11 protein-coding genes are annotated in these 13,222 nt (G+C 66.8%); 4 read left to right on the top strand and 7 right to left on the bottom strand.

What is annotated here, in order from left to right:
- The first annotated feature begins 43 nt into the window (after positions 1-43).
- The gene (locus AU072_RS14525; protein ID WP_064414440.1) at positions 44-1,258 is read left to right on the top strand and encodes a CaiB/BaiF CoA transferase family protein; all 1,215 of its coding nucleotides are present in this window, start codon (positions 44-46) and stop codon (positions 1,256-1,258) included.
- Positions 1,259-1,337: 79 nt separating this feature from the next.
- Here the strand turns inward: AU072_RS14525 and AU072_RS14520 are convergent, their stop codons facing one another.
- The gene (locus AU072_RS14520; protein WP_064414439.1) at positions 1,338-3,461 is read right to left on the bottom strand and encodes a molybdopterin-containing oxidoreductase family protein; all 2,124 of its coding nucleotides are present in this window, start codon (positions 3,459-3,461) and stop codon (positions 1,338-1,340) included.
- A 126-nt stretch (positions 3,462-3,587) separates the two neighbouring features.
- Here AU072_RS14520 and AU072_RS14515 point away from each other — a divergent pair, with 126 nt between their 5' ends.
- From AU072_RS14515 to AU072_RS14505, 3 genes are all read left to right on the top strand, one after another.
- A complete protein-coding gene (locus tag AU072_RS14515; protein ID WP_064401627.1) occupies positions 3,588-4,733 on the top strand; it encodes a thiolase family protein in 1,146 nt (381 codons plus the stop codon).
- Positions 4,734-4,735: 2 nt separating this feature from the next.
- A complete protein-coding gene (locus AU072_RS14510) occupies positions 4,736-5,965 on the top strand; it encodes an amidohydrolase family protein (protein WP_064414420.1) in 1,230 nt (409 codons plus the stop codon).
- Between the two features lie 81 nt (positions 5,966-6,046).
- A complete protein-coding gene (locus AU072_RS14505; RefSeq protein WP_064414419.1) occupies positions 6,047-6,871 on the top strand; it encodes an alpha/beta fold hydrolase in 825 nt (274 codons plus the stop codon).
- Between the two features lie 6 nt (positions 6,872-6,877).
- Here AU072_RS14505 and AU072_RS14500 read toward each other — a convergent pair whose 3' ends face one another.
- The 6 genes from AU072_RS14500 to AU072_RS14475 all read right to left on the bottom strand — a co-directional run bounded on the left by AU072_RS14500 (position 6,878) and on the right by AU072_RS14475 (position 13,180).
- Complete coding sequence (locus AU072_RS14500) at positions 6,878-7,366, bottom strand: nuclear transport factor 2 family protein (protein ID WP_064414418.1); 489 nt, start codon at positions 7,364-7,366, stop codon at positions 6,878-6,880.
- Positions 7,363-8,397 carry an NAD-dependent epimerase/dehydratase family protein gene (locus AU072_RS14495; protein WP_064414417.1) on the bottom strand — a complete coding sequence of 345 codons (1,035 nt, stop codon included), beginning with the start codon at positions 8,395-8,397 and terminating at the stop codon, positions 7,363-7,365. The genes AU072_RS14500 and AU072_RS14495 overlap by 4 nt, the downstream gene beginning before the upstream one ends.
- Before the next feature lie 82 nt (positions 8,398-8,479).
- On the bottom strand, positions 8,480-9,679 hold the full coding sequence (locus AU072_RS14490) for an acyl-CoA dehydrogenase family protein (RefSeq protein ID WP_064414416.1): 1,200 nt from the start codon (positions 9,677-9,679) through the stop codon (positions 8,480-8,482).
- Positions 9,679-10,725 carry an acyl-CoA dehydrogenase family protein gene (locus AU072_RS14485; protein WP_064414415.1) on the bottom strand — a complete coding sequence of 349 codons (1,047 nt, stop codon included), beginning with the start codon at positions 10,723-10,725 and terminating at the stop codon, positions 9,679-9,681. Before AU072_RS14485 ends, AU072_RS14490 begins: the two co-directional genes overlap by 1 nt.
- Positions 10,725-11,570, bottom strand: coding sequence for an amidohydrolase family protein (locus tag AU072_RS14480; RefSeq protein WP_064414414.1), 846 nt, complete (start codon positions 11,568-11,570; stop codon positions 10,725-10,727). Before AU072_RS14480 ends, AU072_RS14485 begins: the two co-directional genes overlap by 1 nt.
- Complete coding sequence (locus AU072_RS14475) at positions 11,567-13,180, bottom strand: acyl-CoA synthetase (RefSeq protein ID WP_064414413.1); 1,614 nt, start codon at positions 13,178-13,180, stop codon at positions 11,567-11,569. The genes AU072_RS14480 and AU072_RS14475 overlap by 4 nt, the downstream gene beginning before the upstream one ends.
- Positions 13,181-13,222 lie beyond the last annotated feature (42 nt).

Raw genomic sequence — 13,222 nt, 5'->3', positions numbered from 1 at the left:
CAGCCGGAGCGCCGGATACGAGGGAGCCGATTTGGTCAAGGTCATGGAGGGCGTGCGCGTCCTCGAAGTCGCACAGTTCACGTTCGTCCCCGCAGCGGGGGCGATCCTCGCCGATTGGGGCGCCGACGTCATCAAGGTGGAGCACCCGGTGCGCGGTGACACCCAACGCGGCTTCATCAACATGGGCGGATTCCAACTCGACCCCAACCGCCATCCGCTGATCGAACACCCCAACCGCGGTAAGCGCAGCGTGGGCATCGACGTGTCGACGCCCGAGGGTCAGGAGGTGCTCTACGAGATCGCCAAGACGTCCGATGTCTTCCTCACCAATTACCTTCCCGCGCAACGGCAGAAGAACAAGTTCGACGTAGAACACATCCGCGCCGCGAACCCCGACATCATCTACGCACGCGGAAGCGCATACGGCGACAAGGGACCCGAGCGCGATACCGGAGGTTTCGACGGCACCGCGTTCTGGACGCGCAGCGGGGTCGGGCACGCCTTGACCCCCGAGGAAATCGGCGGCGCACTGTCGCAGGGCATTCCGGCGTTCGGCGACTCGATCGGCGGAATGAACATCGCAGGCGGGATCTCGGCCGCACTGTTTCACCGGATGCGCACCGGCGAGGCGGTCGAGCTCGACGTTTCGCTGCTGAGCACGGCGTGGTGGGCCGGCGGTGCCAGCATGACACAGGGCATGGAGACCGGCGAGACCATGCGCTCGCTGATGCCAGATGCCGCGGGCCCGAGCGTGAACCCGTTCATGGCCAACTACCTGACCTCCGACGACGGCACGATCAACTTGTGCATCGTCAGCCCGACGGGATACATCCGCGACGCGTTCGAACATCTGGAACTGCCGGAGCTCGCCGACGACCCCCGTTTCAGCGACGTGATGCCCTTGATCGAGAACGCCGCAGCCGCAGTCGAATTGATTCGAGAGAAGATTCGCAGCAAGCCGTTCGAGTACTGGCGCCAACGGCTGAAGACGATGAAAGGCCAGTGGGCGCCGTTCCAGAGCTTCCTCGATCTGGCCACCGACGAGCAGGCGCTGGCCAACGACATGGTCGTCGAGGTCGAGGCGGCCGACGGCGGTGAGCCGTTCAAGGTCGTCCGCGGCCCGGTGCAGTTCAATCACGAGCCGCTGGAGACGACGCGCGCACCGCAGGCCAGCGAGCACACCGAGCTGGTGCTCATGGACATCGGCATGGACTGGGACCGCATCGAGGCGCTGAAGGAAAAGGGCGCCATCGCGTAGCGTTCTTCTGCGCGAGCGACCGTGTCTGCCCACGGACGCGCCGCGACAGGTGTGCATTTCGCGGTCGCTCGCGGCGAAGCTACGCCCGCTCGACGCGCACGGGTACGCCCGTCAGCCACGCCATGCCCGAGAGCGCCTCCACATCGGCGGGGTCGCTGGATGTCAGCTGGTTGACGTTCGCACCGCCGGCCCGGTTGGCCAACCGCCAACTCCCGGTTCCCTTGTGCCCCCAGCCGTGTGGCACCGCGACGACACCGGGTACGAGGTCCTTCGTCGTCAGCACCGGCACGGTGATGGCGCCGTACGGTGACGCGATCCGCACCTCGTCGCCGTCGACGATATGCAACTCGGCCGCGTCGTCGACATGTATCAGCGCATGCTGGCGACGGTCGCCGCGCATCAACAGCGGCGAGTTGTGCATCCACGAGTTCTCCGAGCGCGGCTCGCGCAGCCCGATCATCCGCAGCGGATAGCCGTCGGGCAGCACCCGCCGAGACAGCTTGTCGACTTCGTCGGCGATCCCCGGATGGGCCAGCCGAACCCGGCGCGACAGGTAGCCGACGGCCCCGCGCAGCACGCCCGTGCGGATGTGCGGTGCGACCACGACGCCATGCGGATGCTGCTCGGTCAGCCGTCGCAGCGACAACCCGCCCCGTCGCAGCCCGAACCTGTCGCCGCCCTCCGACATCCGCACCAGGGTGTCCATCATCATCCGCGGCGAAGCCTCAATGCCCAACAGCCGCGCCACCTTCCGCATACCGGAGAACACCGTGAAGGCCGGCACGCGACGGGCCAGCCGCCGGGCCAGGTCCTCGACGATGTCCCACTCCCCGCGGGCCTGACCCACCGGCGCCAACACGGCTTCGGTCGCTTGCCGGAACGGCGTGGCCTGAAACCCCTGGAACGTGTACGGGAAGTCGTCGCGCTCGTACATCGTCGTGACCGGGAGGATGTAGTCGCACTGCGCGCCCGTCTCGGTGACGTAGAAGTCGAGCGCGACCGACAGCTCCAGCTCACCGAACGCCGCCTCGAGTTCCTCACCGTTGGGCACCGACAGCACGGGATTGCCTGCCGAGACGAACAACGCCCGGATCTGGCGCTCACCAGGGGTCGTGATCTCCTTGGCCATCAGCGCGGCAGGTTCCGAGCCGATCGCGCTCGGGATTCCGCTGATCCGCGAGCGCTTCCGCCGGTAGGACCGCCGCATCACGGCGCCCATCGCGACGTTCTGCCACTTCTGGCCGACGGTGTGCATGGAGCTGAACACCGAGCCGCCCGGCACGTCGAGGTTGCCGGCCACCAGGTTCACCGCGTCGATCAGGTACGTGGTCAGCGTGCCGTGGGTGCCGACACAGGTGCCGAGCCTGCCGTAGACCGCCGCCCGCGGCGTGGTCACCAGATCGCGGGCCAGTGCGCGGACGCTCTCGGCGTCGATGCCAGTGCGGGCCGCCGTCGACTCCGGAGTGAACGGACCGCACAAATCCCGAAGCCAGTCCACGCCGTCGGCCTTCCGTTTCACCGCGGCCACGTCGACCAGACCCTCGGCGAACATCACCTGGAGCAGGGACAGCAGGAACAACGAGTCGGTATCCGGCACGATGCCGAGCCATTCGAACGCCACGGCGGTCTCGCTGCGCCTCGGGTCGACGATCACCACGCGCCCACCGCGCTTGACGATGTCGTGCATGCGGTCCTTGATCCGCGGCGCGGTGAGGAAACTGCCGTGGGACACAACCGGATTCGCGCCCATTATCACCAGGAGGTCGGTCCGCATGAGGTCCGGAATGGGCACCGAGGTCGGCACACCGTAGAGCAGCTGGCTGGCGATGAGCCTGCTGTTGGTGTCCTGAGAGGATGCGGTGAAGTAGTGGCCGTGACGGCCGAGGCCCTTCATGAACAACAACGCCGCGAAGGTGTGCGCGTAGCTGAAGGCGCCGGGATTGCCCATGTACCAGCCGACCGCACCGGAGCCGTGGCGGCGCAGGATCGCCGACAATCGGGCCGCGATGTCGTCCATCGCCTCGTCCCACGTCACCTCTCCGAAGCCGGACGGCCCGCGGCGCAACGGCCGCGTCACCCGATCCGGATCGTTGACGACCTCGGTGAACGCGATGCCCTTCTGGCAGGCGAAACCGGCGGACAGCGGGTGGTCCTTGTCCGGCCGCAACGCTACGAGGCGACCGTCCTCGACGGTCGCGATCATCCCGCACAACGGCTCGCAGATCCGGCAGAAGGTCGGCTTGTTCTCGATGACCGGCGCCACGCCGATTACGATACTGTAAGAGTTACAGTTACACGTCGGATCGGCGTTGACCAGAGAGGATCAGGCATGCACGACGTGGCGATCATCGGTGTCGGACTGCATCCGTTCGGCCGCTTCGAAGGCAAGTCCGCGATGGAGATGGGCGTCGACGCGATCTTCGCCGCCGTCGCCGACGCCGGAGTCGAGTGGCGCGACATCCAGTTCGCCACCGGGGGCAGCTGGACGGTGGCCAACCCGGACGCGATCGTCGGCATGGTCGGGCTGTCGGGCATCCCGTTCACCAACGTGTTCAACGCCTGCGCCACCGCGGCCAGCGCCGCGAAGGCCTGCGCCGACGGAATCCGGTTGGGCGACTACGACATCGGCATCGCGATCGGTCTGGACAAACATCCGCGGGGCGCGTTCACCGAAGACCCCGCCCTGGTCGGCATGCCGCGCTGGTACGCCGAGAACGGTCAGTACCTCACCACCCAGTTCTTCGGGATGAAGGCCAACCGCTATCTGCACGAGCACGGCATCTCCCAGCAGACGCTGGCCAAGGTGGCGGCCAAGAACTTCCGCAACGGCGCACTGAACCCCAACGCGTTTCGCCGCAAGCCCATCCCCGAGGACCAGATCCTCAATTCCACGATGCTGAACTATCCCCTCACGCAGTACATGTTCTGCGCTCCGGACGAGGGTGCGGCCGCCGTCGTGATGTGTCGCGCCGACATCGCCGAGCGCTACACCACCAAACCGGTGTACCTGCGCGCGGTCGAGGTCCGTACCCGTAAGTACGGCGCCTACGAGGTGAACACCACGTTCGCACCCGTCGAGGAGGACGTCGCACCCACCGTCTACGCCGCGAAAGCCGCGTTCGAAAAGGCCGGTGTGGCACCGCAGGACGTGGACGTCATCCAGCTGCAGGACACCGATGCCGGTGCCGAGATCATCCACATGGCCGAGTGCGGTTTCTGCGCGGACGGAGACCAGGAGAAGCTGCTGGCCGACGGGGCCACCGAGATCACCGGATCGCTGCCGATCAACACCGACGGCGGGCTCATCGCCAACGGCGAGCCGATCGGCGCGTCGGGGTTGCGCCAGATCCACGAGTTGGTCCGCCAACTGCGCGGCGAAGCCGGTGATCGCCAGGTGCCCGGCGAGCCGAAGGTCGGCTTCGCGCAGCTCTACGGCGCACCCGGAACCGCCGCCGCGACGATCCTCACGAGGTGACCATGACCCAATTCACCGGGGCTCCGATCTTCGACGCCGACCAGCACATGTACGAGACGGCCGATGCGCTGACCAAGTACCTGCCCGAGAAATTCTCGCGCGCCGTGCAATTCGCGAAGTTCGGCCGGCACACCCGCATCGTCATCAACAACCGCGTCAACGACTTCATCCCGAATCCGACGTTCGAGCGCGTCGCCGCGCCCGGCGCCCACGAGAAGTTCTTCGCCGGCGAGAACACCGAAGGCCTGACGCTGCGCGAGATGCAGGGCCCGGCGATCGAAGCGCCCGCCGCGACGCGCAACCCCGACGACCGCATCGTCGAACTCGACCGCCAAGGCGTTGTCGAAGCATTGAACTACCCGACCTTGGCCAGCCTCATCGAGCACGCCACCGCCGATGATCCCCAACTCAGCCTCGCGATCATCCACGCCCTCAACCAGTGGATGTGCGAACACTGGACCTTCAACTACCAGAACCGGATCTTCTCCACGCCGATCATCAACCTCTCCGAGGTCGACGGCGCGCAACGCGAACTCGAGTACATCCTCGACAACGGCGCCAAGGTCGCGCTCGTGAAGCCGGGACCGGTTCGAGGACTGCACGGTTGGCGCTCACCGGCGCTTCCCGAGTTCGACCCGTTCTGGCGCGACGTCGAAGCTGCCGGGTTGCCCATCGTGCTGCACGCGAGCTATCCCCCGCTCGACGACTACGTCGGGCAGTGGGAGCCACCGCACACCCAGAACTTCATGGCGCAGAGCGCGTTCCGGTGGATGGTGCTCGGCCACCGCGAGATCGCTGACATGATCACCAGCCTGATCTGCCACGGCACGCTGACGCGCTTCCCAAAGCTGCGCATCGCCAGCGTCGAGAACGGCAGTTCGTGGATCGGACCGCTGTTCAAGGACTTCGACGACCTCTACGGGAAGATGCCACAGAACTTCGGTGAGCATCCGCACGAGGTGTTCCGGCGCAACATCTGGGTGAGCCCGTTCTGGGAGGGTTGTGTATCCGACGTCGTCGAGACGGTCGGCTGGGACCGGGTGCTGTTCGGCTCGGACTACCCGCATCCGGAGGGTCTCGCCGAGCCGAAGGGCTTCTGGAAGTACGCCGAAGGCATGGACGTGCGTCGCACCTACGACTTCATGGGCGATAACGCGCGCCGGTTGATGGGCCTGCCGATCGCCAACCCGGACCCGGACGCCGTCAGACCGCCCGCGCTGTCGAACGCCTGACGAGCGCGACGAGAAGTCGCGCGTAAGCAGTGCAAGCGTGGCAGAGTGCGCATAGCCGGACGTTCCCCGGGAGGAGCCAGCATGCCCACGATCACCACCAGCGACGGCGTCGAGATCTTCTTCAAGGACTGGGGGTCGGGTCAGCCGATCGTGTTCAGCCACGGTTGGCCGCTGTCGGCCGACGACTGGGACACGCAGATGTTGTTCTTCGCCCAACACGGGTACCGCGTGATCGCCCACGACCGCCGTGGGCATGGCCGCTCGGCGCAGGTCGCCGACGGACATGACATGGACCACTACGCCGACGATCTCGCCGCTGTCGTCGAGCACCTCGACCTTCACGACGCAGTCCACATCGGCCACTCCACCGGCGGCGGCGAGGTGGCGCATTATCTGGCCCGGCACGGGCAGGCGCGAGCGGCCAAGGCGGTGCTGATCAGTTCCGTGCCGCCGCTGATGGTCAAGACCGACGCCAACCCAGGCGGGCTGCCCAAAGACGTGTTCGACGATCTGCAAGCGCAATTGGCCGCCAACCGCTCGGAGTTCTACCGCTCGCTCGCGGCCGGCCCCTTCTACGGGTTCAACCGGCCGGGAGTGGAGCCGTCGGAGGCGATCATCGAAAACTGGTGGCGCCAAGGCATGATGGGCGGCGCCAAAGCGCACTACGACGGCATCGTCGCCTTCTCGCAGACCGACTTCACCGAGGACCTGAAGAAGATCACCATCCCGGTACTGGTGATGCACGGCGACGCCGACCAGATCGTGCCGTACGAGAACTCCGGTCCGCTCTCGGCGAAGCTACTGCCCAACGGCACCTTGAAGACCTACCCCGGCTATCCGCACGGCGCGTTCGTCACCCACCACGACGTCATCAACCCGGATCTCCTGGAGTTCATCCGGTCCTGACCGCGGTCACTTCATCGCGCGACGCGAGGCTTTCACGATGAGTTTGCGCACCCGCTCGGAGATGTAGACGGCAAAGAGTCCGTTGAAGACGTCCTCGCGCAACCGCGTCAACGTCGAACTCGTGAAGCGCCACCGGCCGTCGAGCTTCTCGTAGGTCTCGTGGTAGTGACCGTAGCCGCGCAGGTTGACACCGGGGCCGAAGCGCACGACATCCTCGAGCGCCCACACCCCGCGCGCGGTGGTCGGCGATGTCAGCTCGATCTCCGGGGCGTGCACCTGATGCACCGTGGCCTGGCCGCGCAAGCTCTTCCGGGTGAACGCGACGAACTCGTCGGCGCCTCGGATCACCTTTCCACCGGCGGGGGACGTGTCACTGAGAAAGTCATCGGCGAACAGGGTGCGCCACGCCGCCCAGTCCTTGGTGTCCAGAAGGCGGCAGTAGCGCGCCTTCAGTTGCTTGATCTCCTCGATCTCGACGAGGTCGGCCTGGGTCATCTCGTGGACATCTTCTGTGCCTGCTCGACGTAGAACCGCGCGGCCCGTTCGAGCGACTCGGCGGTGGGCCGTGGATGCCACCCGAGTTCCCGTGACGCCTTACTGTGGTCGGCAGGCGCCATGATGTGCAGCAGCCGGATCCCGGTGGTGTTCATCGGGATCTCCCGCCGCAGCAGCCGGGCCACCACGCCGGCGACCCGTACGGTCGCGTACACCACCGGAAGCGGGACGCCGAAACGCGGCGGCTTCGCCCCGACCGCCCGTGCGGCTGTCGTGAGCATGTCACGCATCGGCATGTAGCTCTCGGAGATGATGTATCGCTCGCCCACGCCGCCGCGTTCGGCGGCGAGCAGGAAGGCCTCGGCGACGTCTTCGATGCCGACGACCTCGGTGGACACGCCCTTGATGTAGGCCGGGATCTTGCCGAACGCGGCGTACTGAACCATCAGCCCCTGGTGCGGTTGCCAGTCGCGGGGCCCGTACGGGTTGGACACGTTCATCACCACGGCGGGCAGGCCGCGGTCGCGGGCGTAGGACAGGACCAGTTCCTCGGCCTGACGGCGCGATTCGATGTACGCGCCGCCCCGGTCTCCCCAGTCGAACGGCATCTCCTCGGTCACGGGACGGCTTCCGTCGCCGAGTGCGATCGTTCCTATGGTGCTGCAGAACACGAACCGGTGCAGGCCCGCCTTCGCCGCGACATCGAGCACCCGGCGCAAACAGTTGACGTTGGTTTCGAACAGCGGTGCGGGGTCGCTCAGATGAAATCTGGTGTCGACGATGCAGTAGTGGACGACGTCGCGGTCGGCCATCGCCGCGCGAAGCGCTTCCTCGTCGTACAGGTCGCCGTAGCAGCGTTCGACGTCGAGGTCGTCGATGGCGACCGTCGAACTCGTCTCACGCAGATACACCCGCACGTCGTCGCCGCGCTCGACGAGTTTGCGCGTGACGTGTGAACCGACGAACCCGCTCGGGCCCATCACCAGCGCGCGGCGCGCGGGCTGTTTCGCTGTCGGGGGTGCGTCTGTCATGTTCTGTACCTCGCGAGCGACCGGAAACTGTCAGATTTTCACGGCGTTTCGTGTGCAAACACGGACGCTCGCGAAAAAAGGGTTAGGAGGCTTTCTTGGCCGGCGGGGCGTATGCGGGCTTGCCGAGGCCGAGCGCGTACTGGGCGATCATGTTGCGGAACACCTCCAGCGTGCCGCCGTAGATGCCGACCAGCGGCGCGAAGCGGTACACGTACTCGGCCGCGCCGTCGTCGATCGCCCCGTCGGTGCCCAGGGGCAGCGAGGACGCTGTGCCGAGCAGATCCATCAGATCGGGGGAGATGTCGCGCATGGTCTGTGCCAGCGCCACCCGGCCGAAGATGCTGGTGGCCGAGAAGGCCGCCTCCATGCGGGCGACGCTGCGGCCCAACCGGTAGGCCACCGACCCGTCGTCGATCAGCCTGCGCCCGTTGGGATCCGGTTCGGTGACCTTGGCGGCGGCCTTGTCGACCGCGGCGGCCATCGTGTTGGCCTGGTGCATCATGATCGAGACGTCCTGCAGGCCGTCGGCGGCCGCCTCGACCGCGCCGTGCTCGACGTTGAGCGGTTCGCGCACCACCGTCCAGCCGTCGTTCACCTCGCCGAGGCGGTACTTGTCGTCGACGCGGACATCGCTGTAGTAGACGATGTTCGTCCGGTCGCCGTCGACTGTGCGGATGCCCTGGATCTCGATCCCGGGTGAGTCGAGCGGGACCAGGAACATGGTGAGGCTCTTGTGCTTCGGTGCGTCGGGGTCGGTGTTGGTGATCAGGAAGACGTACTGGCAGTTGTGGGCGCCGGTGGTGAACATCTTCGAGCCATTGATGATCCAGCTCGATCCATCCGCTTCCCGCACGGCCCTGGTCTTGCAGGTGGCCACGTCGGATCCGCCCTCGGGCTCGGTGTAGCCCAGGCAGAGCCGGACCTCGCCGGTGTACACCCGCGGCATCACCTCGGCCTTGAGTTCGGGTGAGCCGAACTTGTCGACGGACCGCGCGATCATCGCCGTCGTACCGAACGTCACCCACGGCACATGCGCACGGCGCTTCTCCAGCTCCCAGATGCGCCGCCGGACCCGGTTGAACCCGCCTTCGGATTCCGGCTTCCATTCGCGCGCAAGGTATCCCGCCTTGCCGAGCGCCAGATGCACACCCTCGTCGAAGTTGTCGCCGGTCTCGCGGTCCCGCCGGATCACCTCCTCGGTGACGATCTCGGCCAGGAAGGCCCGCGACTCCTCGAGGAACGCCTGATCCTCTTCGGACAGTTCGACCCGTGAGAAATCCATTACTTGCCCTCTCCGCTCTCGCGAGCCGCGACGATGCCGGCGATGTACTTGGCGGCGGCGGCCGGGTCTCCCCCGGCGAGTGCCCACCCGCGGGCGCGCAGCAGGTACGCACTGGCGGCGGCCTCGGCCGAAACCCCGAGCCCGCCTTGCACCTGCACCGCCATCGTGGCGGCCTTGGACGCTTCCTCGGCCATGAACACGAACGCCGACGGCGCCAGTTCGGGCCGCTCGTCGGGTTCGTTGTCGAGGAACCACGCGGCGCGGCGCGCCAGGTTACGCCCGCCCTGCACCGTGATCGCGATGTTGGCCAGGGGATGCGAGATCGCCTGCAACGTCGAGATGGGCACCCCGAGGGTGTAGCGGGTCTTGGCGAACTCCGCGGCGATCGTCATCGTCTCCTCGACCAGACCGACGAGCGCCGCACCGGTCAGCACCCGCCATTCATCCAGTGCCCGTTGGTATTCCGCCAGCGCGTCGGCTCCGCTTGCCAGGACGGTCCGGTTGTCGGCGGCGGCCGGGTCGATCCACGCCATCGGCAGCCGGCCGATGTTGTCGACTTTGGTGGGGCGGGTCGCGAACGTCAGCTTGACGATGTCGTCACCGTCGCGCAGGACGATGTGGTCGGCGATCGATCCGCTCGGCAGCAGGCGCACCCCGGATACGCTGTCCTGCTGGGGGTCCAGCCCGACGATCTGCGTGCCGCTCACGATGTCGGGGTCGGCCGCGCCGAGCCGGCCGAGTAGCCGCGCCGCGCTGACGTGGTCGATCCACGGCACCGGCGCCAGCGAGCGACCGATCTCCTCGGCCACCAGGGTGAGGTCGACCAGGGTGGCGCCGTCGCCGCCCGCGTCTTCGGGCAGCGCCATGGTGGCCGCGCCCATCGTGCACAACCGCTCCCAGAGGCTCTTGTCGAAACCGGATGCCTCCGCGGCGCGGACGGTTTCGATCGAACAGTGCGCCTTGAAGAAGTCCTTGTACGCCGTCTGCAGCGCCTGGTGGTCGTCGGACAGGCTGTAGTCGAGCCTGCGCAGTTCGTAGCGGTCCATCATTGCTCCTCGTCGGCGCCGAAGAAGAACTTCTGCGCGTTGTTGTACAAGTAGTTGTCCAGCACCTCGGCCGGCAGGTCAAGGGCGAGCGCCTCGGGCACGACGCGGCGCATCTTGAGCACCGGCCAATCCGATGCGTAGATCACCTTGTCGGGCCCGCGGGTCCGCATGTAGTGGAGCAGGCTGTCGGGCAGCCGCTTGGGCGACCATGCCGACGTCATCAGGCGCAGATTCTGATATTTGATCAGCAGGCGGATCGCGACGTCCCACCACGGGTCGGCACCGTGGATCATGCAGAGCTTGAGTTCGGGGAACCGCACGCAGACCCGGTCGAGGTGGATCGGGTTCTGCACCTCGCCGGGGATCGGCGGTCCGGGGATCCCGGTGTTGACGCACAGCGGCAGCCCGAGTTCGGCGCATTTGGTGTAGAGCGGGTAGTAGACCGCGTCGCTGGGCGGGTACTGCCCGTCACCCCAAAAGCTCGGTCCCACCGCCGCATACGCCACCGGCAGGTCGTTGACGACGGATGCCAGCTCACGCAGCGACGGGATCGGCCGCAGCAGGTTGACCCCGCCGATCGCCAGCGCGAACCTGTCGGGCCGGGCGTCGACGAACTTGCGTGCCGTGGTGGAGGGTTTGGCGATGCTGTCCATCAGGATCGCCTTCTGAACCCCCTGCTCGTCCATCTCCTCGAGCAGCTCGCCGAGATCGACGGGGGCGAACATCGACTGCGGGCCCTTGAAGTAGTCGTCTCGGACCTTGAGCATCCAGGTCGGCTGCTGTTCGGTCTCGCCGAAGTGGACGTTGACCAGGCAGTCAATGGCCCGGCTGGCGCGCGCGCTCATGCGTTCACCTGTTGTGTCGCAGCGGCTTTGGCCCAGCGGTAGTCCGGTTTGCCGTTTCCGAGGCGACGTACCTGGTCGACGAAGATGAACTGTTTGGGCGCCTTGAACCGCGCCAGGCTCGATGTGCAGTGCGCGTGCAACGGGTCGTGGGCGGCCTCGGCACCGTCGCGCAGCGAAACGAGCGCGACGATCTCCTCACCCCAGCGCTCGCTCGGCCGCCCCACCACCAGGGCGTCGGATATGGCCGGATGCGCGCGCAGCACCTCCTCGACCTCCTCGACGAACACCTTCTCGCCTCCCGTGTTGACGACCAACGAATCACGTCCGAACAACCGCAGCGTGCCGTCGGCGGCCAGCGATCCCCGGTCGCCCGAGATCACCACACGCTGGCCGTCGACCACCGGGAAGGTCCGGCGTGTCGCCGCCTCGTCGTCGAAGTAGCCGAGCGGAATTCGGCCGCCGCGCGCAACAAAACCGATCTCGTCCTCGCCGGGTTCGAGGAAGCGTCGGTAGTCCTCGGAGAGCACCAGCGCACCCTCCCGCAGCTCGAAGGTCTCCTTCTGCTCACCGCGCTGGCTGCGGCCGAACCCCACGTTTCCGGTCTCCGAGGATCCGTACCCGTTGATGAGGGTGATCTGGGGCAGTAACTCTAGAAGCGCGCGTTGGTGTTTCGGGTTGGTGGCCGCCCCGCCGGTACCGATCGCGAACAACGACGACAGGTCGTAGGAGCCGTGTCGCAGCTCCTCGACCAACGGTGCCGCGTAGGCGTCACCGACCATCGTCATCAAGCCGACCTTCTCCCGCTGGGCGGTTTCCAGCACCGCTCGTGCATCGAATCGGGTTCGGTCGTAGAGGATCACGGGCAGGCCGTTGAGCAAGGCGGCGAACGCCGTCCACATCCCCGCCGCGTGCATCAGCGGAGAGACCGCGAACCAGGGTTGTCCCCCATGCGCGACCTTGGCGTAAATCTCGTCGACCGACTCGTGGTCAGCGCCGTTCATCGAGATGACGTAGGTGTCGCTCTGGCGCCACATCACGCCCTTGGGCCTGCCGGTTGTCCCACCGGTGCACACCATCATGACGTCGTCGGGTGAGGCGGTGATGTCGATGTCGGTATTGCCCTGCGCCAGAACATCATCGAGTGTGCGGGCGCCGGCGAGCTGACGTTCGGACGTCCCGTCGTCGATCTCGATCAGCAGGTCCGCCGAAGCGGGCGGCAGCACGTCTGCGAACTTCGGGCCGAATGACCGGTGGTAGATGACCGCGCGCGGGCGCAGGTAGTCGAGGAGTTCGGCGACCTCGCGCGGCGTGTAGTTGTAGTTGACGTTGACCGGGACCGTGCGGGCCTTCAGACATCCGATCACCATGTCCGGGTACAGGTCGTTGTGCATGAGCAGCGCGACACGGTCTTGTCCGCACTCCCAGTTCTGCAGGTCGGCGCGCTCGCGGTGCGCGCCGAGTCCCTGAGCGGCGAGATAGTTGGCCAGGCGGCGGGTGCGGTCCGCCGACTCACCGAAGGTGCTGCGGCGGTTGCCGCAAACCGTCATCACCCGATCGGGCACCGCCTCGGCGATCGCGTCGAGAACCGCCCCGATGGTCCACTCGCTCACCGGCCGGCACCCCCGCTGTTCCCGTTGTGCGGTTTCATCCGC

The sequence above is a fragment of the Mycolicibacterium novocastrense genome, assembly GCF_001499835.1.
Classification (GTDB): domain Bacteria; phylum Actinomycetota; class Actinomycetes; order Mycobacteriales; family Mycobacteriaceae; genus Mycobacterium; species Mycobacterium novocastrense.
The sequence above is the reverse complement of the archived record's forward strand: the minus strand, read 5'-3'. Positions and strand labels throughout refer to the sequence as shown.